The sequence below is a fragment of the Sphingobium sp. KKT206 genome (assembly GCF_055640555.1).
The window spans coordinates 281,902-305,454 of sequence record NZ_CM145764.1; the positions used below are offsets into that span (position 1 = coordinate 281,902).

Sequence of the window (23,553 nt, forward strand, 5' to 3'; positions counted from 1 at the left end):
CATTATGCTTGACATCGTCACGCTGTTCTGGCACATATCGGGCGATTATGCACTTTACAAACCCACGAATTTAAGACATAAGAGACGCATCAACGGAGCGTGTCACCATGTCGGTTCTTTCTTCCCCTCATTTCCACGACGAAGCTAAGGCTTTCGCTTTTCTGGAAAGCGTAGTTTGGGCCGATGGGGTTAATTGCCCCCATTGCGGCGTGGTTGGCGGCCGGGTTTACGACTTGGCTGGCGTTCGCAGCAAACCGAGCGTGAAGAACCCAGAGGGCGTTGTTCGCCATGGCCTCAAAAAGTGCGGTGAGTGCCGTAAGCAGTTCACCGTCAAGGTTGGAACCGTGTTCGAGCATGCCCGCATGCCGCTGCACAAGATGCTCCAGGCCGTGCATCTGATGGTTTCCAGCAAGAAGGGTATCAGTGCCCACCAACTAAGCCGCGTTCTGGAAGTCCAGTATAAGAGCGCTTGGTTCCTTGCCCACCGTATCCGCGAAGCCATGCGTTCTGGTGATCTTGCCCCGTTCGGCGGCAACGGCACGCCGGTTGAGGTGGACGAAACCTATTTCGGCAACCGCAAGGGCGTCGTTAAGGGCCGTGGCGGTCACGCCCACAAGATGGCCGTTCTGGCGCTGGTTGATCGCGAAACCGGAACCATGCGCTCGTTCGTGTTCGACAAGTATCGTTCCGATGAAATCCACCCGATCGTTCGCGCCAACATCGCCAAAGAAGCGCGCCTAATGACCGATGAAGCGCGCATGTATATCAAGCTGGGCAAGGAATTTGCCGAGCATGGCACGACGTTCCACGGCATCAAGCAGTATGTCCACCCCAAGGATCGCACGATTCACACCAACACCGTGGAAGGCGCGTTCTCGATCTTCAAGCGTGGGATGAAGGGCGTTTACCAGCATTGCGGCGAACAGCATCTGCACCGCTATCTGGCCGAATTTGAGTTCCGCTATAACCACCGCACCGCCAACGGTGTGAATGATCGCCAGCGCGCGATTGAGGGTTTGAAGGGTATCAGCGGCAAGCGCCTAACCTATCAACAAGCTGATAAAGCGAGGTTGACATTTGCCATATAAGGACTCATTTATATGGCAATCCGGTTCGACCGGAGGCACAAGCCAGAATGCTTGGACGGCTCCTGTATCAGGGGCCGTTTAGCGTTTCTGAGGCCTCCATACTCGCCCATAACGATCCGGATTACCTTCGCCATCTCTATAAAATTTATAGGATTCTAAAATGGGCGCTATTTCGCGCGCAAAACCTGCAAGATCGCCGGTTGCTCCTGTGTAAACAGCGCGGCAATGCGCGAAGGCGGGACGCGCAAGTAAATCCGCCATCTGCAGTCCGATCATTCCACGGTCTTTTGAAACAATTTTAATTTCGCGGGATGTAAAAACTGAATTCAACATGTTCGAATTGATATGTTCCGTGCCTCCATCCATGATCGCACGGTATCTTTCTTTTATCGCTGCGTCGGTTCCGGAATTCTGAGCTTCCACAACTACGTCGCCAGTGCCATTTTTTCGCAGAAAATAAAAATATCATTCTACTATATTTTGGAATAAAGTTTCATATACGTCGAGAACGGCTTTGGGATGATGATAATAAAAAGCCACTTTGTCGAGAGATACGGTTATTACTGAATAACTAGCGCGAGTCATCATATCTAAGCATGACGAATTCCAATTTAAGCGCGATGCTGGGTCATGTAGACAGGAAAACGGCCCCTGTTTCGGAGGGCTAATCATTTTGCGCCGATGCAGCACAGGGGGATTCCCCGCTTCATCCAAGCCGAACGTTCGGCCAACCACCTTTCGCCAACCCGGCTCAAATGTGCTAATAAGGTAATCCCGCTCAAAGATTACTCCAGTTAGGCTGGCGAACCGAGTTGATGCGTTATTGGTAGTGCTTGGGGTTACGTCGCCGGTATCATCGACAAACATAGTGAATTGAGGATCAGGCATGGATACTGAACAGAACGGTAATGCGGAGAAGAGTCAACTCGACAAGTTCAAGCAAGCCGCCCGCGACCTAGAGACGGACGACGACCCCGCGCGCTTCAAGGAGCGGCTGGCGAAGGTTGCGAGGCATAAGCCGGTGGAGAAGCCGGAGTGACGCTGCTTGCTTTGATGCTCGCGTTGCAAACTGCGCCTGGGCCTTGGGATCAGTATCGAGCGGCTGACGAATCTGCGCGGATACCTAAAGAGGGCGACACGGCTTCAAACCCCGCCACAGGCGAAAAGCTAATTTTAAGAGATGGCGTTTGGAGGCCAGTGCTAGGCTCTGGGCCGCACACGCTCATAGTCACCGATGGCACTTCAATGACGCGTATGGATTACAAGACTGGCCCGGACTGCCAACATGCGCGAGACACTGTAGAGCGCCAAGTCGCTCCACCTCGCCCGAAGCCGGGGGTTATCTACGGCGCACCCACCACTAGGGCGGTTTGTGTGCCTCGGTAAGTTTATTCACAGTCGAATGCCAGGGTTTGTAAAGTGCATAATCGCCACATATCGGCATAGTGGAAAAATGTGAGTCGCGGATGACGCGGCGAACCAAGGGCTGATCCGGGCGGGTCGGCCCTTTTTGCGTTGCGGGGGCGGCATGGGCGATGAGGCAGGGACGGAATTGCGGCCGGGGCGGCAGGCTGTCGCGGATGGCACGCGCGCGCAACAGCGCAAGCCGCGCAAGGATAGCTGGACCAGGGCGCAGGAAAGGGAGTTTCTGGAGGTGCTGTCCACGACCTGCAACGTCAGCGAGGCGGCGCGGGTGGCGGGTGTGCGGCGCGCGGGCGCCTATGAACGGCGACAGCGCGACGCGCGCTTTGCCGCCGACTGGGACCGGGCGATCGACATCGGCTATGCCGAGATCGAGGCGATGCTGATGCGCGAAGTGCTGTTCGGCAGCGAGAGCGAGGAGATCGTGCTGGACGGCGAGGGCGCGGTGAAGAGCCGCAAGGTCAAGCGCGGGCGCGACCTGAAGCTGGCGCTGCAACTGCTGATCCGGCATCGCGACAAGGTGGCGGCCTATCGCGCGGCGGCAGGCGTGCAGCGGCCCGACAGCCCCGACGCGGTGGCGCGATTGCGCCGCGCGATGGACGAGATTGCGCGCAAGCGGGCGGCGACGGGGACGTGAGGGGCGCCGCCGCCGGGCGGTGTCAGGCGGGTTCGGCGGCGATCAGCGCGCCGATCTGGTCGAGCAGGGCGAGGCGCTGCTTCTTCAATTCCTCCAGCCGTTCGTCCGAGGCGGGGGCGGTGCCGTCCTCGATCGGCGTGATTTCGCCGAGCAGGGCGTGATAGCGATCGGCGAGCGCGCGGAAGTGCGCGTCGTTGAGTTTCAGCTCGTGCAGCCGGTCGGTGGCTTGCGGGAAGAGGCTGTGCAGATCCTGGCCATGTTCGCTCATGCGTCGTCTCCTGATGGGGATGGTTGGCGCGATTATGGGCCGGGGCGGCGGGGTGGTCGTTAGGTAGTTGTCCGGGGGTGGTTTCAGAAAGAAAGAAGGAAGGAAAACCCTCACCCAACCCTCTCCCGCGAAGAGCGGGAGAGGGCTTTAGATGAAAGGGTAAGACGGCTTTACAGTCCGGCGACAGGCGATAGGGTGGCCCTCATGAAAATCCTTTCCTTGTTCGTTGCTGCTTCGGCGCTTTCCACTCCTGCCATCGCCCAGACCCAGGCGCCTGATCCTGCGCGGTTGAAGGCCACCGTCGAGAAATTGGTCAGTTTCGGGACGCGGCATACGCTTTCGTCGGCGAGCGACCCCAAGCGGGGGATTGGGGCGGCGCGGGCTTGGGCGGCGGCGGAGTTTGCGCGCATATCCAAGACGTGCGGCGGGTGTTTGAAGGTGGAGAGCGTGTCGGAGCGCTTTACCGGGCCGCGCGTGCCGAACGGCGCGGATGTGGTGGATGTGTTGGCGATCCAGGCCGGGACGGGTGATCCGAACCAGGTGGTGATCATCGCGGCGCATATCGACAGCCGGGTCAGCGATGTGATGGACTTTACCAGCGATGCGCCGGGCGCGAACGACAATGGGTCGGGCAGCGCGTTGGTGATCGAGGCGGCGCGGGTGCTTGCCGGAGAAAAGTTTGACGGGACGATCGTGTACGCCTTGCTGTCGGGCGAGGAGCAGGGCTTGCTGGGCGGCAAGCTGCTGGCGAACACCGCCAAGGCGCGCGGCTGGCAGGTGCGGGCGATGCTGAACAACGATATCGTCGGCAACACGACCGGGCAGAATGGCCGGATCGTTTCTGACCGGGTGCGGGTGTTTTCCGAAGGGATGCGGTCGGCCGAGGACGCCAAGGCGGGGATGACGCGGCGCGGGATCGGCGGCGAGGATGATGGGCCGTCGCGGGCGCTGGCCAAGGCGATCGATGACATTGCCGAGGCCAATCCGCAGATCGGGCTGGATGTGTTCGCGGTGCGGCGGCCCGATCGCTTCGGGCGGGGTGGCGATCATGCGCCGCTGCTGGAGGCGGGCTATCCCGCCGTGCGTTTTTCGGTAGGGATCGAAAATTATGACCGGCAGCATCAGGATCTGCGGGTCGAAGCGGGCCGCGACTATGGCGATACCGTCAAGGGGATGGACTTTCCCTATCTGGCGAAGGTGACGGCGCTCAATGTCGCGGCGTTGCGGACGCTGGCGAGTGCGCCGGCTGCGCCTGCGGTCGTGTCGCTCGATGGCGCGCTGTCGATGGATACGCGGGTGTTCTGGGACGCAGTGCCGGGGGCGAGCGCGTACAAGGTGTTTTGGCGGCGGGCCGATGCGCAGGATTGGGCGGACAGCCGGGTCGTGACCGGCGCGACCGAGACGGTGCTGCGCGATGTGGTGGTCGATGATCATTTCATCGGCGTGGCGGCGATCGGCAAGGATGGCGCGGCGAGCATCGTGACGTTCGGGGGCATGGCGCCGCGCAAATAGGGGGCGGTGTCGCCGTCCCTGACGAGGGGAGGGCGATGCAGAGTTCGCATATTGAATGGCTGGCCGAGCGGCCGGGCGAGCGCGACCGGCTGCTGCGGTCGCTGGGGCCGGTGGCGAGCGAGGCGCTGGCGCATGATTGGAGCGCGGTGGCGCGGCCGGGGCAGATCGCGCCGCCGGGCGACTGGCGCATCTGGCTGATGATGGCGGGGCGCGGCTTTGGCAAGACGCGGGCCGGGGCGGAATGGGTGCGGGGGATTGCCGAGGGCGATCCGGGTGCGCGGATCGCGCTGGTGGGCGCGACGCTGGGCGAGGCGCGGCGGGTGATGGTGGAAGGGGCGTCGGGCCTGCTGGCGATTGCGCCCTGGTGGTGCCGCCCGGTCTTTGCGCCTGCGCTGCGCAAGCTGATCTGGCCCAATGGCGCGGTGGCGAATTTGTTTGGGGCGGCGGAGCCGGAGAGTTTGCGCGGGCCGCAGTTCAGCCATGGCTGGGCCGATGAGATCGCCAAATGGCCCTTTGCGGAAAGCGCCTGGGATAATCTGATGATGACGATGCGGCTGGGCGATGCGCCGCGCGTGATGGCGACGACGACGCCGCGGCCGGTGGCGCTGGTGCGGCGGCTGGTGGCGGATGGCGATGTGGTGGTGACGCGCGGGCGGACGGTGGAAAATAGCGCGAACCTGGCCGATGGCTTCATCGCGGCGATGACGCGCAGCTATGGCGGCACGCGGCTGGGGCGGCAGGAGCTGGACGGCGAATTGATCGAGGAGGTGACGGGGGCTTTGTGGAGCCGCGACCTGATCGAGCGGTGCCGGGTGGCGCATGTGCCGGGCGGCGCGGGGGACGCTGCGCTGCTGACGCGGGTGGTGGTGGCGGTCGATCCGCCCGCGTCCGCGCATGGCGATGCGTGCGGGATCGTGGTGGTGGGCCTCGGCCGGGACGGGCGCGGCTATGTGATTGCGGATGCGAGTGTCGAGGGTTGCTCGCCCGAAATCTGGGCGCGGGCGGTGGCGGCGGCGGCGCTGGTGCATGGCGCGGACAAGGTGGTGGCCGAGGCGAATAATGGCGGCGCGATGGTGACCAGCGTGCTGCGCGCGGCGGAAGAGGCGCTGCCGGTGCGGCTGGTCCATGCGAGCCGGGGCAAGGTGGCGCGGGCCGAGCCGGTGGCGGCTTTGTACGAAGCCGGGCGGGTGGCGCATCGCGGGGCTTTCCCGGCGCTGGAGGATGAGATGTGCGGGCTGGTACTGGGCGGGGGCTATGAAGGGCCGGGGCGGTCGCCGGACCGGGCGGATGCGCTGGTGTGGGCGCTGAGCGAGTTGATGCTGGGGCGGCAGGGGGTGGCGCAGGTGCGGGGGTTGTGAGCGCGGAACTTGCGGCGGCGCTTGATCGTTTCGGGGGCATCATATCAAGGATTTACGGAGTGATGCGCATGAAGACGGTCAAGATTTTGGGTGCCCTGCTGGGCGTGACGTTGGTGGCGTCCCCGGTGCTGGCGGCGTCCCTGAGCAGCAAGGAGCGGGCGCGGGTGGCGCGGGCTGCGCCGCGCGATCGCGATGATGTGCGCTATTGCCTGCTGCAGGGCAAGAAGGGCCGCGACAAGGGCACGGTGATCGGCGCGGCCGGTGGTGCTGGCGTCGGGTTACTCGCAGGCGGCGGGGTTGGCGAGACGCTGCTGGGTGCGGGCGCGGGTGCGCTGGCCGGGCGGGTGATCGGCAAGAGCGAGGGGACGAATTCGACCTGCGATCGGGTGTTGGCGCGGAATAGGTGAGGGTGGTGTACCCTTGACCCATTCGTTTCGAGCGAAGTCGAGAAACCTGTGCGCAGGTTTCTCGACTTCGCTCGAAACGAACGGCGGTTGGAGGTAAATGAAAGCCATCCTGGTTTGACGTGAGGGGGGAAGCCCCCTCTCCCAGTTTCGGTAGGCGGCTGCGCCGCTAACCTTCACTAGCCCTCTCCCCGTCGGGGTGAGGGTTTTTTGGTATTTGGGGATAGAGCCATGAAATTCTTTGGGATGAAGGCGGCGGCATCTGCGGATGTCCGGCCAGTGTTGGCGCGCGCCTGGGGGACCGGGGCGGTGGCTTTGGGGGAGTGGCCGGCCAGCTATGAGGCGCAGGTGCGTAGCGGGGTGATGGGCAATGCGGTGGCGCAGCGGGCGATGCGGTTGGTGTCCGAGGGGGCGGGCGCCTGTCCGTTGAAGGTTGGCGGGGTTGAGGATGGGGCGCGGGTGTTGGCGCTGGTGGCGCGCGCGTCGGCGGGGCAGGGGTTGGTGGAGACGCTGGCTTGTCATTTGTTGTTGCATGGCAACGCCTATGTCCAGGTAATGACCGGGGCGGATGGGATGCCTGCCGAGCTGTTCGCGCTGCGGCCCGAACGGGTGAGCGTGGAAGCGGATGCGCGGGGGTGGCCTGCGGCTTATCTGTACCGTGTAGGGGAGAGCGTGACGCGGCTGTCGCCCGAAGATGGCGCGGGGCGGCCGAGCGTGTTGCACTTGAAGGCGCTGCATCCGCTCGACGATCATTATGGGCTGGGTTGCGTCGGCGCGGCGGCGGGGCCGGTGGCGATCCACAATGCGGCCAGCGTCTGGAACAAGGCGCTGCTCGACAATGCGGCGCGGCCGAGCGGAGCGATGGTCTATGAGCCGGGCGATGGATCGGTGCTGTCGCCCGACCAGTTCGAACGGGTCAAGCGCGAGATGGAGGTCGCCTTTGCCGGTGCGACCAATGCCGGCCGGCCGATGCTGCTGGAGGGGGGCCTCCGCTGGCAGGCGATGAGCCTGACCCCGGCGGAAATGGATTTCGTGGGGTTGAAGGCGGCGGCGGCGCGGGAGATTGCGCTGGCCTTCGGCGTGCCGCCAATGCTGATGGGGCTGCCCGGCGACAATAGTTACGCCAATTATCGCGAGGCGAACAAGGCGCTGTGGCGGCAGACGATCTTGCCGCTGGTGGCGAAGATCGGCGCGGGGTTGGGGCAGGGGCTGGCCGGATGGTGGCCGGGGCTGCGGATCGAGGCGGATCTGGATGGCGTGGCGGCGCTGAGCGATGAGCGCGCGGCGCTGTGGGACCGGGTGGCGGCGGCGGATTTTCTGAGTGGGGATGAGAAGCGGGCGATGTTGGGGATCGCTTAGTGGTCGCAGGCGCGCGCTTGGTCATTCCAACGGCCGCCGCTGTCGAGGCAGCTATCGATGGCGAACCAGTCTGCACGCCATATCCATAGCGCGCCGATGGCGAGGGCTAGACCGGCAAGGATGAGGGCGGCGCGCATGCGATGTCTTTAGCAGGCGTGCCGACAGAAGGGCAGGGCTTCGACAAGCTCAGCCCGAACGGAAAACCAGGCAGGGTGGGCGCGGAGCCCCCTCTCCCGCTGCGACTAAGGCGGCTACGCCGCCAAGTCTCGCTGCCCTCTCCCCGTTGGGGAGAGGGGGTTAAGAGGAGGATGGGATGACGGCGGATGCGGAGATGCTGGCGCGGTTGGTGGCGCAGGCGCAGGGGGTGCCGGGCGCGGTGGACATGGTGATGATCCGCGCGCTGGTGGAGGAGGCGAGCGAGCTGGGCGCGGGGCGGGCGCTGGAGCGGCTGGGGCTGGCGGATCGGCGGGCCGAGGGCGATGTGCGCGAATTGCGCGAGCTGCTGCGCGCCTGGCGCGACGCGAAGAAGGCGGCGCGCGGGGCGGTGATCGGCTGGGCGGTGCGGATCGGGCTGGCGCTGCTGCTGCTGGGGATGGCGGTGAAGATGGGGTTGTTGGGGTTGGTGCGGGCGTGATGGGGGCGGATGTCGCGCTGGGCGCTTCTCGACTTCGCTCGAAGCGAACGGAGGGGGGAGATGCAGGCGATGTGCGCTTTGCGGGCTATGCGGCGATTTTCGATCGGGTGGATCGGGGCGGTGATGTGGTGCGGGGCGATGGCGGGGTATCGGAGTTTTGCTGCGGCGGTGGGGGAGGGGGTGGCCTTTCCTTATGTGATCATGAGCCTGGTCGATCCCGCGCAATGGGAAGCGGGGACCGGGACGCTGGATGGTGCGGGGCGGCTGGTGCGGGCGCCGGTGGCGTCTTCGGCGGGCGGGGCCGCAGTGGATTTTGCGGTGGGCGAGAAGTCCGTGGCGCTGACCGTGCATGCGGCCTGGCTGGAGGCGGTCGATACGCATGGCCATGGGATTGGCGATATTGCGGGCCTTGGCGATGCGCTGGCGGGGCGGCAGGCGGCGAGCGGGGAATTGGACGCGATCGCTGCGGTGAGCGGGACGGCGTTCGGCCGGGCCTTGCTGGGGCAGGCGGATGGCGCGGCGGTGCGTAGTCATGTGGGCGCGCTGGGTGCGAGCGGCTCGCAGCGGATGCGCGGGGCGGAACTGCATATCAATACGCAGGGCGACGAGGATTATGCGCTGGAAGGGGCGATCGGCAAGGTGTCGGTGCAGACGCAGGCCATGTCGATCTTCATGGATGGCGGGCAGGCGAGCTTTCGCGTGCTGTCGTTCGGATCGCTGTCCAATAATCGGCTCTATCGCGCCAATGGCACGTTCGCGGCGCGCTGCGATGTCGTCACCAACGATGTGATCGGTGACTATAATGTGTGGGGGATGATCGGCGGGACGTTCGCCGAATTGTCGCGCATCCGCACGACGCTGATTGCCGCCGCGCCGGGGCCGACCAATTTAGCGTCGCGCATGAGTTTCCATGTCGGGCGCAACGGGTCGGCGGCGATGCAGGAGGCGTTGCGGCTGGAGCATCAGGCGCTGACCGCGTTCGGATCGGTTGCGCCATCCAATGATAATGGCTTTGCGCTGGGGAGCGCGGCGGCGCGCTGGTCGGTGGTCTATGCCGCGAGCGGGGCGATCAACACGTCCGATGCGCGGGTGAAGAGCGATGTGGCGGCGGTCGGCGATGATCTGCTCGATGCCTGGGGCGCGGTGGCGTGGCGGCAGTTTCGCTTTGCCGATGCGGTGGCGGACAAGGGCGATGACGCGCGCTGGCATATCGGGCTGGTGGCGCAGCAGGTGCGCGACGCGATCGACGCGCGGCTGGGCGATGGCGCGGCGGTGCGGCTGGGGCTGCTGTGCCATGATGTGTGGGACGAGGGCGACCGTTGGGGGTTGCGTTATGACGAGTGCCTGGCGCTGGAGGCGGCGTGGCAGCGGCGGCGGATCGAGCGGATCGAGGCGCGGCTGGCGCTGCTGGAGGCGCGGGATGTTGCAGGGTGAGCCGTTGGGCGCGGGCGCGATCGGCGACTTGCGCGGTGGCGATGCGCCTTGGGGTGGCGCGTGGCGCGGCGGGGTGCGGCCGGGACAGGACATGCGGGTCGCGGCCCGGCCTGCGCCAGACCGACCGGAAGCGTTACGGGGGAGGATGATCCGATGAGCCTGATTGCCAAAGATCCGCAGGCGCGGATCGACTATGTCATCGACTGGTCCGCCTATCTGGCGGGGCAGAGCGTGATTGCGAGTATGTGGAGCGTCAGCCCGGCGGGCGGCCTGACGGTGGAGGATGCGGCGTTCGAGCCGGGGCGGACCAGCGTGCGGGTGAGCGGCGGGGCGGTGGGGCACGTCTATCGGCTGACCAACCGCGTCACTTTGTCCGACGGGCAGGTGGATGAGCGGTCGGTGACGGTCAGGGTGGAGGAACGCTGATGCTGGCGCAGGAGGAGAGCGGGGCGCTGGCGGCGTCGCTGGATGAACTCAAGGCCTATTTGCGGATCGAGACGGATAACGAGGATGCGGTGTTGGCGGGGTTGCTGCGCAGCGCGGCGGCGCTGTGCGAGCAATTTGTCGGCCAGTGGCTGATCGTGCGCGGCGCGCGTGAGATGGTGGCGGCGCGCCAGGGCTGGCAGCGGCTCGGCGCGCGGCCGGTGCTGGCGATCGAGGCGGTCGAGGCGGTGGACGGCGACGGGGTGGTGCAGCCGCTGCCGGTCGATGCCTATGCGATCGACATCGATGCGGCGGGCGATGGATGGGTGCGATCGACGCGGGCGGACGAGCGACGGCGGCTGGCGGTGCGCTATCGCGCGGGCATGGCGGCGGAGATGAACGGCCTTCCGCAAGCCTTGCGGCAGGGGATCGTCCGGCTGGCGGCGGAACATTTCATGGCGCGCGGCAATGAGGGCGGTACGCCGCCCGCGGTGGTGAGCGCGCTGTGGCGGCCGTTCCGGCGGATGCGGCTGGCATGAGGGCGGCGTTGATGCGGCGCGTGGAGGCGCGGGCGGCGCGCAGGCGGGCGACGATCGCGGCGGCGCTGGCAGAGGCGGGCGTTGATGTGGCGATCGACGGTGAGGCGGTGCGGGTGTCGGCGCGGGATTTGCGGGCGCGCTGGTGGCGCGACCTGGCGCTGCGTGGGGCGGGGAGGACGGGGTCATGAGCGCGGAACTGGCGGTGCGGAGCGCGGTGATCGCGGCGTTGCGGGCGGATGGCGCGCTGATGGCGGGGCTGAACGCGCTTTATGATGGCGAGCCGGTGCGGGCGAGTGCGCCCTATGGCCATGTCGGCGAATGTATCGGCACCGAATGGGGCGGCAAGCAGGTCGAGGGGCGTGAAGTGCGGCTGACCATCGGCTTGCAGGACGCGGGCGAGACGCCGGGGCGACTGGCGGGATTGATCGGGCGGATCGAGTCGGCGATCGGTGCGGTGCAGGCGCGTGAGAGGTGGCGGATCGTTACGGCGCGGCTGGTGCGGTCGCGGGTGATGCGCAGCGGCGGGCGACCGCCGAGCGGGTGGCAGGCGGTGATCGACTATCGGCTAAGGGCGGTTTGGGAGGGGGGCTAGGCGTCGCGGGTTTCGGGCGTCGAGCCCCCTCTCAACTGCGGCTAGGCAGCACGCTGCCGAGCCTTCGTATCTCTCCCCGTGAAGGAGAGAGGGAGGTGGTCAGCCTGGGCGGTTATAGTCTTCATATTCGGCGGTGATCTTGTCGATATATTCGGCGGTCTGGTCGTCGGCGTCGGCTTGGGCTTCTTTTTCGGACATGCCGTCGGCCTTGTCGGTGGCGACGATCGCGGCCCGGAAGGCGGCTTCCTTGTCGGCGCAGGTCTTTTTCATCTCGGACTGGAAGTCGCCGAGCGGCAATTTCTTGTCGAGACCGGGTTTGATCTGGGCGGACAGGCATTGGGAATAGGCTTTGCGGCTGAGCCCTACGGCGTCGGCCGACGGGGCGGCAGCGAGCATCGTGACCAGCGACATAATCAGAAACATCGGGACTCTCCTGAACCTGCGTTTTGCACGCTTTGACTGATGAAAGGATGCGCCATGGGCGTCGAAAAAGGAAGTGCGTTTCTGTTGAAAGTGGGGGACGGCAACATCCCCGCAACATATGCGACCGTGGCGGGGATGCGGACTACGCAATTGTCCGTAAATGGCGAGGCGGTGAACATTACGTCCAAGGATTCGGGCGGCTGGCGCGAATTGCTGTCGGGGGCAGGCGTGCGATCGGTCAGCGTGTCGGCGGCCGGGCTGTTCACGGGATCGGCGGCGGAAGTGCGGATTCGCAACCATGCGCTGTCGGGCACGATCGACCACTATGAGCTGAGTTTCGAGAGCGGCGAGCGGATGCGCGGGCGCTTTCTCGTGACGCGGCTCGACTATGCCGGGGATTATAATGGCGAGCGCAATTATGCGCTGAGCCTGGAAAGCTCCGGCGCGGTGGTGTCGGAATGAGCGGGGTTGTGAACCCTGAAAGGGGCGAGGCGGCGCTGGAGATTGGCGGCGACGTGCTGGCGTTGCGGCCGAGTTTCGGGGCGCTGGTGGCGGCCGAGGCGGAACTGGGGCCGTTGTTCGACCTGGTCGAGCGGGCGGCGGACGGGAAATTGTCGCTGGGCGATATGGCGGCTTTGTTCTGGCATTGCCTGGTCGATCGCGAGCGGATGGACCGGGAAGCGCTGGGCGAGGCTATGCTTGTCGTCGGGCTGGCGCGGCTGACGCCGGTGCTCAAGACGCTGTTGCAGCAGATATTGGCGGGAAAATGAGGCGCTTTGCCGAGGGCGCGCGGCGGCTGGCGGGGGTGGCCGGGTGGCTGCTTGGCTGGCGGCCGGAGGAGTTTTGGCGCGCGACGCCGGCGGAGTTGGCGGCGGTGCTGGGCGCGGCGTTGGGGGAGGATGAGGGTGGTGCGGGGGTGGATGGGGGTGAGTTGGCGCGGTTGATGGGGGTGATGCCGGATTGAGGCATCTCGCCGCCACAAATCGGATCGTCATTCCCGCGAAGGCGGGAAACCATCTCTCTACCTCTGTTCGTGGTGATGGGGTGGGAGATGGGTTCCCGCCTTCGCGGGAATGACGTTGTTTTATGGGTGGGGCGTCGAGCCCCCTCTTCCAACTGACCCTAGCCAGCACGCTGGCAAGGCTTCGTATCCTTCTCCCCGCCGGGGAGAAGGTTTTATTTTATCGGGAGGCGCGCCGTGGACGAGGAAATCGAGACGCTGGTGGTGCGGGTTCGGGCGGATAGGCAGGGGTTGAGCCGCGATGTCGAGGCGATGCGGGCGGGGCTGGAGGGGCCGTTGGGCGAGGGGGCCGAGCGGGCCGGGCGGCGGATCGAGCAGGGGCTGATGCGCGCGGTGCGGACCGGCAAGTTCGGGTTCGAGGATTTGCGGCGGATCGCGCTGTCGGTGCTGGACGAGATTGCGGCGGGCGCGGTGCGCGGGGCGGTCGGCGGCGGCGGTAACAGTGGCGGCGGGCTGGTGAGTTTGGGCGCGTCGCTGCTGACGGCGGCGCTGGGGCTGCCGGGGCGGGCGACGGGTGGACCGGTGGTGCCGGGGCGGGCCTATATGGTGGGCGAGCGTGGGCCGGAAATGTTCGTGCCGACCAGCAGCGGCCAGGTGGTCGCGCAGGGTGGCGGCGCGCGCGATGTGCGGGTGAGCATCGCGGTCAACGGGCGGGGGCAGGAGAGCGAACCGCGATTGCTGGCGCGCAGTGCGCGGCAGGTGGCGCGGGCGGTGAAGGGGGCGCTGGGCTGATGGCGGGACTGGAATATTGGCTGGCGGATGTGCGGCGGGGGCAGGAGACGCGCTGGATCAAGCGGTTTGCGCCGACGCATTGGACCGTCAATTTTCCGCGCCCCATGATGGCGAGCGTGGTCACGACTGCGCCGGATGCCGTGCGGGTGGATGCGGTCTTTTATGGGTCGGGCGATCTGGCGGGGCTGATCTGGGACGCGGTGGACGGGTGGAGCCATCCGCTGCTGGCCTATGAGACGGCAAGGGATTTTCGCGACTGTGTGTTGCGCTTTCGCTGGCGCAGCGGGGGTGTGCGCAGGCTGGACGAGACGCATGGGCCGACGCTGACGATCGAGGGGCGGGACGCAAGCGGGGTGGCGCGGGCCTGGTATGTGCGCTTGTGGAATTATGCGAGCGGCGGGCCGGAAGATGCGGAAATCATGCTGGATTTTGCGGCGTTCGAGGGCGGCTATCTGTTGCCCGACGAAAGCGATCCGGTGTGGGCGGGGGATATTGACCGGATGTTCATTTCGCTGGTGCCGCCCGATTATGATGCGGGGGCGACGCCTTTTGTTGGGGCGCAGGAGGGTTGGGCCGAACTGACGGACATACGGTGCGACGGGGCGGGGTCGGTGCTTGTCGTGGGCGATGTGATGTTGCCGGAGCATGGGCTGGGAATCGCGACGGGCTATGATGATTGTTTCAACCAGACGCCGCAGCGGGTGGTCGAGGCGATCCATGCGCTGGGCTATCGCGGGGCGATCAACCATTATGTCGGGATGAGCCATTATTTCCGGCTCGAACGCGTGGGCGACGGGCTATATGTCAGCCTGAGCGGGGGCGCGTTGAATGCGCCCTGCGCGGCGTGGCATCGGGATTTTGCGGGGCAGGCGAAGCGGCTGGGCTTCGATGTCATCTGGTCGCTATCCTATGAATTGTTCGACGCGCATTGCTGGAACGATTGGAAGCAGCGGGCGGGCAATGGCGATCCGGCGCTGACCGGATGGGTGCCGCCATCGACCTTGCTGTCGCCCGCGCATGGCGGGGCGATGGCCTATTTGCAGGCGGTGGCGCTGGCCTTTGTTTCCATAGGGTTGGCGGCGCTATTGCCGATCCGGTTTCAGGTCGGTGAACCCTGGTGGTGGGTGATGCCCGGCGATGGGCGCATATGCCTGTATGACGACGCGGCGCGCGCTGCCTTTGGCGGCGATCCGGTGGCGATCCCCGATGTGCGCGGGGAACTGGATGCGGCCCAATGCGCGCTGCTGGATCAGGCGGGCGCGCTGCTGGCGGCGTCGACGGCAGCGCTGTGCGCGGCGGTGAAGGCGGCGGTGCCGGGGGCGGTGACGCATTTGCTGGCCTATCTGCCGACGATCCTGGACCCGCAGGCGCCGGAGGCCAAGCGGGCGAACATGCCGCTGGGCTGGGCATCGCCTGCGTTCGATGTGCTGCAACTGGAAGATTATGACTGGGTGACCGAGGGGCGGCCCGCGCGGACGGCGCAGGGGGTGGCTCTGGCGACGGCGCGGCTGGGCTATCCGGTGGACGAGCAGCATTATCTGTCGGGTTTCGTGCTGTTGCCGGAACAGGCGGGCCAATGGCGGGAGATCTTGGCGGCGGCGCAGGCGTCGGTGGCGCGGGGGAGCGCGGCGACCTTTATCTGGGCGTTGCCGCAAATATGCCGCGACGGCGTGACGCTTTTCAGGCGGGATGGGGAGGATGCGATGCAAGCCTTTGACGATGTGGTCTTTCCGCTGGGAATAGGGCGGGAGGCGAGCGTGTCGCCCGCCTTTTCGACGCAGATCGTGGAAAGCCCGTCCGGGCATGAGCGGCGCAGCAGCGATTGGGCGGATGCGCGGCTATCCTTCGATGCGGGGCCAGGGGTGCGGAGCGAGGCGGACATTGCCACGCTGATCGCTTTTTTCCGGGCGCGGCGGGGCGCGGCGCGGGGGTTCCGCTTTGCCGATCCCTATGATGATCGTAGCGGCGCGCCGGGGAGCGTGCCGGGGCCGCTGGATCAAAGACTGGGGATGGGCGACGGGGTGCGGACCCGATTCCAGTTGATGCGCCATTATGGGCTGGGCGCGGAGGCGCAGGGGCGGATCATCACCCGGCCGGTGGCGGGGACGATCTGGGTGGCGGCCGATGGGGTCGAGATGAGCAGCGGATGGAGCCATGCCGGGCTGGGGGTGATCGCGTTCGACGCGGCACCGGCGGACGGCGTGCTGCTGACCGCCGGGTTTCGCTTCGACGTGCCGGTGCGCTTTGCCGAGGACCGGATCGACATCAATCGCGCGACCTTTGCGGCGGGGGAAGCGCCGTCGGTGCCGCTGGTGGAGATACGCGAATGAGCGGGGCCGAGAGTTTGGGCCAGCCGCTTTGCACCTTGGCCTTTTGCTGGCGGATCGAACGGCGGGACGGGGTGACGATCGGGCTGACCAGCCATGATCGCGACCTGATGATCGGCGGGCTGCTGTACCGCGCCGCGCCGGGGATGACGCCATCGGCGATCCGCAGCGGCATCGGGCTGGATGGCGAGGATAGCGATGTCGGCGGGGCGCTGACGAGCGAGGCGATCAGCGAGGCGGACCTGATGGCGGGGCGCTGGGACGGGGCGGCGCTGGAATTGCGGCTGACGCAATGGGAGGTGCCGGGGGCGCTGTGGCTGTTGCTGGCATCGGGCGAGATGGGCGCGGTGGCGCGCAAGGGAGCTGCCTTTACCGCCGAGATGGTCGGGGCGGCGGCCGTGCTAGGGGCGGCGGCGGTGCCATCGACCGCGCCAGATTGCCGCGCGCGGCTGGGCGACCGGGCGTGCCAGGTGGATATGGCCGGGCGGCGTCGGGTGGTGCGCGTGACAGGTGTGACCGATGCGGTGGTGGCGATCGGCGGGCTGGTGCCGGGGGACTATGCGTTTGGCGCGCTGCGCTGGCTGGGCGGGGCCAATGCCGGGCTGACGCAGGGGGTGGCGGATAATGATGCGGCGGGTTTGACGCTGACTGATCCGCCTGCTTTTGCGGTGGAGGCGGGGACGCTGGCGCTGCTGACGCAGGGGTGTGATCGGCAGTTGGCGACCTGTGCCGGGCGCTTTGGCAATGCGGTCAATTTTCGTGGCGAGCATTATCTGCCAGGGATGGACCTGTTGACGCGCTACCCCGGCGCATGAGCGGGGCGACACGGATCGTCGCGGCGGCGCGGGCGATGGTGGGGGTGCCGTTCCGGCTGCATGGGCGGAGCGAAGCGGGGGTGGATTGTGTCGGGCTGGCGGTTTTGGCGCTGGGACAGGATGGGGCTGGGCCGGTCGCTTATGGGTTGCGGAGCGGGGATGTCGGGCTGGCCGAGCGATGGCTGGGCGAAGCGGGGCTGGTCCGGGTGGATCAGGGCGCGCCGGGCGACTTGGCGCTGGTGCGGCCGGGGCCGTTGCAACTGCATCTGATGATCATGGTGCCGGGCGGTTTCGTGCATGCCCATGCGGGGTTGCGGCGCGTGGTCGAGATGCCGGGCGCTTTGCCCTGGCCGGTGATGGGCTGGTGGCGGGCGGAGTGGGGCGCGCAACGATAGGGTGACACCCCTCCGTCTGGCCTGCGGCCAGCCACCTCCCCTGCGAGGGGAGGATTTTTAAGGGAAATAATCATGGCGACGGTGGTGCTGACGGCGGTGGGGACAGCGTTGGGTGGCCCGATCGGGGCGGCGATCGGCGCGGTGCTGGGCAATGTGATCGACCGGGAAATCCTGTTCAAGCCCAAGGGGCGCGAGGGGCCGCGCCTGTCCGATTTGCAGATCCAGACATCGACCTATGGCGCGCAAATTCCGCGCCTGTTCGGGACGATGCGGGTGGCGGGGACGGTGATCTGGGCGACCGACCTGAAGGAAGTGCGCAGCAAGAGTGGCGGCGGCAAGGGGCAGTCGAGCGTGGCCAGTTACAGCTATAGCGCGAGTTTCGCGGTGGCGCTGTCGGCGCGGGCGATCGGGTCGATCGGGCGGATCTGGGCCGATGGCAATTTGCTGCGCGGGGCGGCGGCAGATTTCAAGACCGAGCTGTCGACCTTTCGCGTGCATCTGGGCGGCGAGGATCAGCCGGTCGATCCGCTGATCGCGTCGGCGCAAGGGGTGGCGATGACGCCCGCGCATCGCGGGATGGCCTATGTGCTGTTCGAGGATCTGGCGCTGGCCGATTATGGCAATCGGATTCCGTCGCTGACATTCGAGGTGGTGGCGGATGCTGGGCCGGTGTCGGTGGGGGCGATTGCGGCCGATCTGAGCGACGGGGCGCTTGGGGGTGAGGGGCTGCCGGAGGTGGCGGGCTTTGCGGCGAGCGGCGGGGATGTGCGTGAGGCGATTGCGGCGCTGAGCGAGGTGCATGGGTTGGCGTTGCAGGGGGATGCGGGCGGATTGCGGCTGGCGGCGGCGGGCAGTGTGGCAAGTGCGCATGTCGACGCGGCGATGCTGGCGCGGCGGGTCAACGGGCGGGCGATGGATGCGGTCGAGCGGTCGGCGGCGGCGGCCGAGACGGTGCCGGTGGCGCTGTCGCTGCGCCATTATGATGGCGCGCGTGATTATCAGGCGGGGGTGCAGCGGGTGATGCGGCCGGGGCCCGGGCGGGTCGAGCGCGGCGTCGAACTGCCGGCTGTGCTGGAGGCGGGCGCGGCGCGGGCCTTGGCGGGGGCGCGGTTGCAGGCGGGATGGGCCGGGCGGGCGACGATGACGCTGCGGTGCGACTGGTCGGCGTTGGCGCTGGCGGTGGGCGCGGTGGTGAGCGTGGACGATGCGCCGGGACTGTGGCGGATCGAGGAGCGGGAATGGGAGGGCATGGCGGTGCGGCTTGCGCTGCGCCGGGTGCCGGGTGCCGGGCCGGTGATGCCGGGCGCGGCATCCTCCGGCGCGATCGTGCGGCAGGTGGATGCGCCGCATGGGGCCACGCACTTGGTTCTCGCCGAATTGCCGCCGGTCCGCGAGGGGCTGGCCGATGGGCCGTTGATCGTGGCGGCGGCGAGTGGGGGCGCTGGGTGGCGCAACGCGGCGCTGTTCGTGATGAGCGGGACGGGGGAGGCGGTGCCGATCGGGCCGAGCGCGCCGCGCGCGGTGATCGGCGTAGCGGAGACGGCCTTGCCGGTCGGGAGCGCGACGCTGGTGGATGGGCGCCATGCGCTGACGGTGGCGTTGCTGGCCGGTGATATGGATATGTTTCCGGCCGATGAGGCGGGGTTGGCGCAGGGGCGGAACCTGTGCCTGGTCGGGCGGGAGTTGATCCAGTTTGCAGGCGTCGAGGCGCTGGGGGCTGGGCGCTATCGGCTGAGCGGGTTGCGGCGGGGGCTGCGTGGGAGTGAATGGGCGATGGCGGGGCATGAGGCGGGCGAGGCTTTCCTGTTGATCGAGGAGGATCGGCTGGTCGAGCCGCTGACGGCGCTGGGCGGGCAGGGCGAGATCGGCGCGATGGTCGAGGTGCGCGCGGTGGGGCGCGGCGATGCGGTGCCCGTGGCGGCGGCGCTGACGATCGGCGGTGACGCGGTGATGCCGCCGTCGCCGGTGCATCTGACCGCGCGGGCGACGGCGGACGGCTGGGCGTTCGGCTGGACACGGCGCAGCCGCAACGGGTGGCGCTGGGCGAGCGGGGGCGACGTGCCGCTGGGTGAGGAGAGCGAGCGCTATGCGGTGACGGTGCTGGATGGCGGGGCGGTGGTGCGGGCGGCGGAAAGCACGGTGCCGCAATGGCAGTATGACGCGGCGATGATCGCGGCGGACGGGGTGGCCGGGCGTGCGCTGGTGCTGGACGTGCGGCAGGTGGGCACGCGGGCGACCGGGCGGGCGGCGCGGATCGATTTCACCGCCTGACATTGGCGGGACTTTATCGGGAGACGGGATATGGACGGGACGCCGCGATGGGCCTTGCCCTTTTTGTTCGCCGGGCAGGCGCAGAAGGAAATGTTCCACAATGAGGCGCTGGTGCGGATCGACGCGCTGGTCCACGGGGTCGCGCAGAGCGCGGACCTGGCCAGCCCGCCGGTTGCGCCGGAGATCGGCCAATGCTGGATCGTCGCTGAGGAGGCGACGGGGGCGTGGGACGGGAATGACGGGGCGGTGGCGTTATGGACCGACGGCGGATGGCGATTTATCGCTCCGCAGGCGGGATTGCGGCTGTTGGTTGTGGATCGCGATCATGCACTGCAGCATGATGGCAGTGCTTGGCGGGGTGCTGCCGAGCGGGGCGACGGGCTGTATATCGACGAGCTGAAAGTCGTCGGAACGCGGCAGCCGGGAATCGCAGCCCCGACCGGGGGCGAAACGATCGACGCGCAGGCGCGTAATAGCATCGCCCTGATGCTGACTGCTTTGCGGGCACATGGCCTCATTCATTCGTAATTCTGTAACAATCCCATTTTTTTGTTGGGATGTTTACCTTTTAGCATTAGGGGGAGGTTAAATAGCCTGAACCGTCCACGAACAGCGTGCTACTGCGCTATTTTTGCAACGGTTTCTCTATTTGTGGACTTGCCATGAAACCTTCTTCCCGATACAGGGTTTCAGCAGTCCTTCGTGACACTTTTGAAAGGGGAATTCAGATGCGGAAGCTTGCCCTCGCGGCTGCTCTTGCTACCACTGCCTTGGCCACCCCGGCTATGGCACGTGACGACAGCTGGTACATTGGCGTAGACGCCGGTGTGCTCCTGGTCGAAGACCAGAACATGACCTTCTCGGCCGTCCCTCCCGGCGGTTCGGTCGTTCCTTCGATCGACTACCATAAGGGTTATGACGTCGACGCCAACATCGGCTACGACTTTGGTGGTTTCCGCCTGGAGGCCGAAGCGGCCTACAAGCGCGCCAAGATCGATTTCGATCGTACCGACGGCGGCTTCGGCGGCGCAGCTTCGGCTCTGTCGTTCATGCTGAACGGCTTGCTGGACTTCGGTCCCGATGACGGCCTGCAGGGCTTTGTCGGCGGTGGTGTTGGCGTTTCGCGCGCCAAGATCGCTTCGGACATCGTCAACGACAGCGACACCGGTTTTGCATGGCAGGCTCTGGCCGGCGTGCGTTACCCCGTCACCAACAATGTCGACGTTTCGCTCAAGTATCGTTTCTTCAACCAGGACGATATCAAGCTGATCCCGGCTTATCAGAGCATCTATGGCCAGGCCGGTTCGACCGCCGATACCAAGCTGCGCACGCACAGCCTGCTGTTGGGCCTGACCTACAACTTCGGCGCACCGGCTGAAGCGGCTCCTCCGCCGCCCCCGCCGCCGCCCCCGCCGCCCCCGCCGCCGCCTCCTCCGTCGCCTCCGGTCCAGGAATGCAGCCCCGGACCGTACATCGTGTTCTTCGAATGGGACAAGTCGGACGTCACGCCTGACGCCGCCACCATCCTGGACAACGCGGTTTCGGCCTACAGCAACTGCGGCAGCGCCCAGGTCATGCTGGCAGGTTATGCGGACAAGTCGGGTTCGGCTTCGTACAACGTCGGTCTGTCGCAGCGTCGCGCTGACGCCGTTAAGGCATACATGGCGTCGAAGGGTATCCCTGACGGCGTGATGACGACCCAGGCGTTCGGTGAAACGAACCCCCGCGTCGAAACCGCCGACGGCGTTCGCGAACTGCAGAACCGTCGCGTGGAAATCACCTACGGTCCCGGTTCGGGCATGTAAGATTTTCCGTCCTTCGGGATGGAGAATGGATGAGGGGCTGGTCGCAAGACCAGCCCCTTTTTCTTTGTTGGCGAAAGATGTAAGAGTATTGCAGGAAACTTTCTAGTGCAGCACACATGCTTCCACTATGCTGTCTGTCCATATGACATATATTATATGATTGCGGGCAGGGATTGCTTTAGGGGAAGTAAGTGATCGAGATTAGTGATCCTAAGCCTGTTTCATTAGCATGGTCATTAGCATGTATGGCTGCGAGTTTGGTCGTAGCCGTGTCCTTCAACGAAACGATCCTACCTGATAAGGGCAAGGTAGTTTTTTTGGGTTTTTTCGTAACTACGTTCGTTGGTAAATCAATCGTTGGAATGGCAAGCAGAAATACGATCACGATATTTGTTTCGGCCGTTGCTCTGGTTCATATTGCTTTGATTCTAGTCGCGCCTCGCGATAGCCTTTATCCGGGAGGCATTCTCTTTCCGATTGGGATCATAGACATCGGTGTTTGTTATCTAGCTTTCCGCTGGATGCAAAAAGCCCTGGACGTGAGCCGCTAGACTGGTCATCCGCCCATCGCCGCGAAAGGACCATTAGGAAGTGGCGGTCTCGCACCTTGCCTAATGGTGAGGTAGCACCGCTCCATATAATCAGGTTCGCATCGACCGCCCTGTTCGCTGAGCGGCGTCCAGTGGGACGGCAGGCTCTGCGCTCGTCAGTGATGCGGTATTTCCTACCGCAGTTCCACCATTCCGCTATTATTTCGGTTCCGTGATGACAAACGGGAGTCGATCCGCAACAAAAGCCATCCTGTCGCGTTGCTCGATAATCCATATCCCTAGGAGTCTGCCATGCATTTTGCGCCATTTCTTGCCGCCCTGCCTTTAGCTCTGGTCGTTGGCGCTTGCGCAACTACCACGCCTGATGCCGCATCCACGGCCGCGCCGATGGCGGGGGCCAAGCTGATGGCGGGCGACGGCGCCGCGCGGGGCGAGGCGATGATCACGCAGGCGGCCGATGGGCTGCATGTCGTCGTCAAGGCGATGGGCCTGACGCCCGGCACGCATGCCGTTCATATCCACACCACGGGCACTTGCACCGGGCCCGACTTTGCCAGCGCGGGCGGTCATTGGAACCCGACCAATCGCCAGCATGGCAAGGATAATCCTGCGGGCATGCATATGGGCGACATGCCCAATATGCTGGCCGGGCCGGACGGCACGGGCGAGATCGAATATCATGTCGCGGGCGGGATGATCAGCGGCGGGTCGATGCCGTTGGTGGATGCCGATGGCGCGGCGGTCGTGATCCATGCGCAGGCGGACGATAATAAGAGCGATCCGGCCGGTAATGCGGGCGGGCGCATCGCCTGCGGGGTTATCGCAGCGAAATGATTCTGATGGCGCGGCGGGCTTGGCCGGCCGCGCTTCAATCTTGGAAATCGCCTTCGCCGACATGGGCGCCGAAACGGGCGATCGCGTGATAGCTCGCCCCGTCATGGCCAAGATGGCTTTCGAACAGGGCAAAGCTGTCGACCGCAAAGGGCGGGCTGGTCAGGGCGGCGTGGCGGGCGAGGAACGGGTCGAGCAGGCCGCCGCCCCGACCAAAGCGCGCCAACGTGATATGCGGTCGATAGGCGCGGCCTTCGGGCGGCAAGCCGACGGCGACGCAGGCGCGATCGATCTTGCGGTGCAGGCTGGCGAGGGGATCACGCGGTTCGACCCCAGCCCAGAGGGTGTCGACCACGCCCTTGCGATCGAAGATGCCGAACCCCGCGACCCCGACGTCGAAGGGCGTAAAGCGGATGAGCCGAAGCGCATCGACAAGGTCGTTGGCGCGATGGCGATCCACTTCGCCGACGAAGCGCAGGGTGAGATGGAGTTGGGCATCGCTTTGCCACCGGGCTCCGGCCACGCCCGCCATGATGGCGAGCAGCGCGGCGCGATGGCTGGCAGGAGGGCGGACGGCGACGAACAGGCGATGCATAAGACGGTGATAGCGATTAGCGAACGCCCGCGCCAATTGTAACGTTAGAATGCTGCTGCACCCCGGACTTGAATATGCCGGGCAAAAGGGCGATAATAGAGGTGTCGGCATTGGATG

30 protein-coding genes are annotated in these 23,553 nt (G+C 65.9%); 25 read left to right on the top strand and 5 right to left on the bottom strand.

Annotation, left to right across the window (positions count from 1 at the left end):
• Positions 1-107: 107 nt before the first annotated feature.
• On the top strand, positions 108-1,088 hold the full coding sequence (locus ACZ2HM_RS01320) for an IS1595 family transposase (protein ID WP_470426011.1): 981 nt from the start codon (positions 108-110) through the stop codon (positions 1,086-1,088).
• A gap of 78 nt (positions 1,089-1,166) precedes the next feature.
• Here ACZ2HM_RS01320 and ACZ2HM_RS01325 read toward each other — a convergent pair whose 3' ends face one another.
• Positions 1,167-1,511 carry a hypothetical protein gene (locus tag ACZ2HM_RS01325; RefSeq protein WP_470426012.1) on the bottom strand — a complete coding sequence of 115 codons (345 nt, stop codon included), beginning with the start codon at positions 1,509-1,511 and terminating at the stop codon, positions 1,167-1,169.
• A gap of 463 nt (positions 1,512-1,974) precedes the next feature.
• On the opposite strand from ACZ2HM_RS01325, the gene ACZ2HM_RS01330 reads away from it, so the two are divergent.
• Together ACZ2HM_RS01330 and ACZ2HM_RS01335 are read left to right on the top strand one after the other, a co-directional pair.
• Positions 1,975-2,127, top strand: coding sequence for a hypothetical protein (locus ACZ2HM_RS01330; protein ID WP_470426013.1), 153 nt, complete (start codon positions 1,975-1,977; stop codon positions 2,125-2,127).
• Positions 2,128-2,616: 489 nt separating this feature from the next.
• Complete coding sequence (locus tag ACZ2HM_RS01335) at positions 2,617-3,147, top strand: hypothetical protein (RefSeq protein WP_096061451.1); 531 nt, start codon at positions 2,617-2,619, stop codon at positions 3,145-3,147.
• Positions 3,148-3,169: 22 nt separating this feature from the next.
• Here the strand turns inward: ACZ2HM_RS01335 and ACZ2HM_RS01340 are convergent, their stop codons facing one another.
• Positions 3,170-3,415, bottom strand: coding sequence for a YdcH family protein (locus ACZ2HM_RS01340; RefSeq protein ID WP_470426014.1), 246 nt, complete (start codon positions 3,413-3,415; stop codon positions 3,170-3,172).
• A 204-nt stretch (positions 3,416-3,619) separates the two neighbouring features.
• Here ACZ2HM_RS01340 and ACZ2HM_RS01345 point away from each other — a divergent pair, with 204 nt between their 5' ends.
• From ACZ2HM_RS01345 to ACZ2HM_RS01360, 4 genes are all read left to right on the top strand, one after another.
• Complete coding sequence (locus tag ACZ2HM_RS01345) at positions 3,620-4,927, top strand: M28 family peptidase (RefSeq protein ID WP_470426015.1); 1,308 nt, start codon at positions 3,620-3,622, stop codon at positions 4,925-4,927.
• Between the two features lie 35 nt (positions 4,928-4,962).
• Positions 4,963-6,285 carry a DNA-packaging protein gene (locus tag ACZ2HM_RS01350; RefSeq protein WP_470426016.1) on the top strand — a complete coding sequence of 441 codons (1,323 nt, stop codon included), beginning with the start codon at positions 4,963-4,965 and terminating at the stop codon, positions 6,283-6,285.
• A gap of 68 nt (positions 6,286-6,353) precedes the next feature.
• Entirely contained in the window at positions 6,354-6,692 is a 339-nt protein-coding gene (locus ACZ2HM_RS01355) for a hypothetical protein (protein WP_470426017.1), read from the top strand.
• 228 nt (positions 6,693-6,920) lie between these two features.
• Positions 6,921-8,048 carry a phage portal protein gene (locus ACZ2HM_RS01360; RefSeq protein ID WP_470426018.1) on the top strand — a complete coding sequence of 376 codons (1,128 nt, stop codon included), beginning with the start codon at positions 6,921-6,923 and terminating at the stop codon, positions 8,046-8,048.
• On the opposite strand, the gene ACZ2HM_RS01365 is transcribed toward ACZ2HM_RS01360, so the two are convergent.
• Positions 8,045-8,185, bottom strand: a complete 141-nt coding sequence (locus ACZ2HM_RS01365; protein ID WP_470426019.1) for a hypothetical protein — start codon at positions 8,183-8,185, stop codon at positions 8,045-8,047. The two genes, ACZ2HM_RS01360 and ACZ2HM_RS01365, sit on opposite strands and share 4 nt — an antisense overlap.
• 176 nt (positions 8,186-8,361) lie before the next feature.
• On the opposite strand from ACZ2HM_RS01365, the gene ACZ2HM_RS01370 reads away from it, so the two are divergent.
• The 6 genes from ACZ2HM_RS01370 (at position 8,362) to gp17 (ending at position 11,670) form a co-directional block, all read left to right on the top strand.
• Positions 8,362-8,682, top strand: coding sequence for a DUF6127 family protein (locus ACZ2HM_RS01370; RefSeq protein WP_313924502.1), 321 nt, complete (start codon positions 8,362-8,364; stop codon positions 8,680-8,682).
• A gap of 138 nt (positions 8,683-8,820) precedes the next feature.
• A complete protein-coding gene (locus ACZ2HM_RS01375) occupies positions 8,821-10,116 on the top strand; it encodes a tail fiber domain-containing protein (protein WP_470426020.1) in 1,296 nt (431 codons plus the stop codon).
• A 153-nt stretch (positions 10,117-10,269) separates the two neighbouring features.
• On the top strand, positions 10,270-10,542 hold the full coding sequence (locus ACZ2HM_RS01380; protein WP_470426021.1) for a phage fiber-tail adaptor protein: 273 nt from the start codon (positions 10,270-10,272) through the stop codon (positions 10,540-10,542).
• Complete coding sequence (locus ACZ2HM_RS01385; RefSeq protein WP_470426022.1) at positions 10,542-11,078, top strand: head-tail connector protein; 537 nt, start codon at positions 10,542-10,544, stop codon at positions 11,076-11,078. The genes ACZ2HM_RS01380 and ACZ2HM_RS01385 overlap by 1 nt, the downstream gene beginning before the upstream one ends.
• Positions 11,075-11,266 carry a hypothetical protein gene (locus ACZ2HM_RS01390; RefSeq protein WP_470426023.1) on the top strand — a complete coding sequence of 64 codons (192 nt, stop codon included), beginning with the start codon at positions 11,075-11,077 and terminating at the stop codon, positions 11,264-11,266. Before ACZ2HM_RS01385 ends, ACZ2HM_RS01390 begins: the two co-directional genes overlap by 4 nt.
• Positions 11,263-11,670: a tail completion protein gp17 gene (gene gp17, locus ACZ2HM_RS01395; RefSeq protein ID WP_470426024.1), complete on the top strand. Its 408-nt coding sequence runs from the start codon at positions 11,263-11,265 to the stop codon at positions 11,668-11,670. Before ACZ2HM_RS01390 ends, gp17 begins: the two co-directional genes overlap by 4 nt.
• Positions 11,671-11,769: 99 nt before the next feature.
• On the opposite strand, the gene ACZ2HM_RS01400 is transcribed toward gp17, so the two are convergent.
• Entirely contained in the window at positions 11,770-12,093 is a 324-nt protein-coding gene (locus tag ACZ2HM_RS01400; RefSeq protein WP_470426025.1) for a hypothetical protein, read from the bottom strand.
• Between the two features lie 54 nt (positions 12,094-12,147).
• Here ACZ2HM_RS01400 and ACZ2HM_RS01405 point away from each other — a divergent pair, with 54 nt between their 5' ends.
• From ACZ2HM_RS01405 to ACZ2HM_RS01460, 12 genes are all read left to right on the top strand, one after another.
• Positions 12,148-12,555, top strand: coding sequence for a phage tail tube protein (locus tag ACZ2HM_RS01405; protein ID WP_096061466.1), 408 nt, complete (start codon positions 12,148-12,150; stop codon positions 12,553-12,555).
• Positions 12,552-12,863, top strand: a complete 312-nt coding sequence (locus tag ACZ2HM_RS01410; protein ID WP_096061467.1) for a gene transfer agent family protein — start codon at positions 12,552-12,554, stop codon at positions 12,861-12,863. The genes ACZ2HM_RS01405 and ACZ2HM_RS01410 overlap by 4 nt, the downstream gene beginning before the upstream one ends.
• Positions 12,860-13,057 carry a phage tail assembly chaperone gene (locus tag ACZ2HM_RS01415; RefSeq protein ID WP_470426026.1) on the top strand — a complete coding sequence of 66 codons (198 nt, stop codon included), beginning with the start codon at positions 12,860-12,862 and terminating at the stop codon, positions 13,055-13,057. Before ACZ2HM_RS01410 ends, ACZ2HM_RS01415 begins: the two co-directional genes overlap by 4 nt.
• A 234-nt stretch (positions 13,058-13,291) precedes the next feature.
• Positions 13,292-13,846, top strand: a complete 555-nt coding sequence (locus ACZ2HM_RS01420) for a tail tape measure protein (RefSeq protein ID WP_470426027.1) — start codon at positions 13,292-13,294, stop codon at positions 13,844-13,846.
• On the top strand, positions 13,846-16,176 hold the full coding sequence (locus tag ACZ2HM_RS01425; protein ID WP_470426028.1) for a phage distal tail protein, Rcc01695 family: 2,331 nt from the start codon (positions 13,846-13,848) through the stop codon (positions 16,174-16,176). The genes ACZ2HM_RS01420 and ACZ2HM_RS01425 overlap by 1 nt, the downstream gene beginning before the upstream one ends.
• Positions 16,173-16,988, top strand: a complete 816-nt coding sequence (locus tag ACZ2HM_RS01430) for a DUF2163 domain-containing protein (protein ID WP_470426029.1) — start codon at positions 16,173-16,175, stop codon at positions 16,986-16,988. Before ACZ2HM_RS01425 ends, ACZ2HM_RS01430 begins: the two co-directional genes overlap by 4 nt.
• Complete coding sequence (locus ACZ2HM_RS01435) at positions 16,985-17,383, top strand: NlpC/P60 family protein (RefSeq protein ID WP_470426030.1); 399 nt, start codon at positions 16,985-16,987, stop codon at positions 17,381-17,383. Before ACZ2HM_RS01430 ends, ACZ2HM_RS01435 begins: the two co-directional genes overlap by 4 nt.
• Positions 17,384-17,455: 72 nt before the next feature.
• Positions 17,456-19,654, top strand: coding sequence for a phage tail protein (locus ACZ2HM_RS01440; protein WP_470426031.1), 2,199 nt, complete (start codon positions 17,456-17,458; stop codon positions 19,652-19,654).
• 30 nt (positions 19,655-19,684) lie between these two features.
• Positions 19,685-20,182 (top strand): DUF2793 domain-containing protein, encoded by a 498-nt coding sequence (locus tag ACZ2HM_RS01445; protein ID WP_037472664.1) that lies wholly within the window; start codon positions 19,685-19,687, stop codon positions 20,180-20,182.
• A 200-nt stretch (positions 20,183-20,382) separates the two neighbouring features.
• A complete protein-coding gene (locus tag ACZ2HM_RS01450) occupies positions 20,383-21,459 on the top strand; it encodes an OmpA family protein (protein ID WP_470426032.1) in 1,077 nt (358 codons plus the stop codon).
• Between the two features lie 191 nt (positions 21,460-21,650).
• Positions 21,651-22,010, top strand: coding sequence for a hypothetical protein (locus ACZ2HM_RS01455; RefSeq protein WP_156106179.1), 360 nt, complete (start codon positions 21,651-21,653; stop codon positions 22,008-22,010).
• Between the two features lie 291 nt (positions 22,011-22,301).
• Positions 22,302-22,844, top strand: a complete 543-nt coding sequence (locus ACZ2HM_RS01460) for a superoxide dismutase family protein (protein ID WP_470426033.1) — start codon at positions 22,302-22,304, stop codon at positions 22,842-22,844.
• Positions 22,845-22,878: 34 nt separating this feature from the next.
• On the opposite strand, the gene thpR is transcribed toward ACZ2HM_RS01460, so the two are convergent.
• On the bottom strand, positions 22,879-23,436 hold the full coding sequence (gene thpR / locus ACZ2HM_RS01465) for an RNA 2',3'-cyclic phosphodiesterase (protein WP_470426034.1): 558 nt from the start codon (positions 23,434-23,436) through the stop codon (positions 22,879-22,881).
• Positions 23,437-23,553 lie beyond the last annotated feature (117 nt).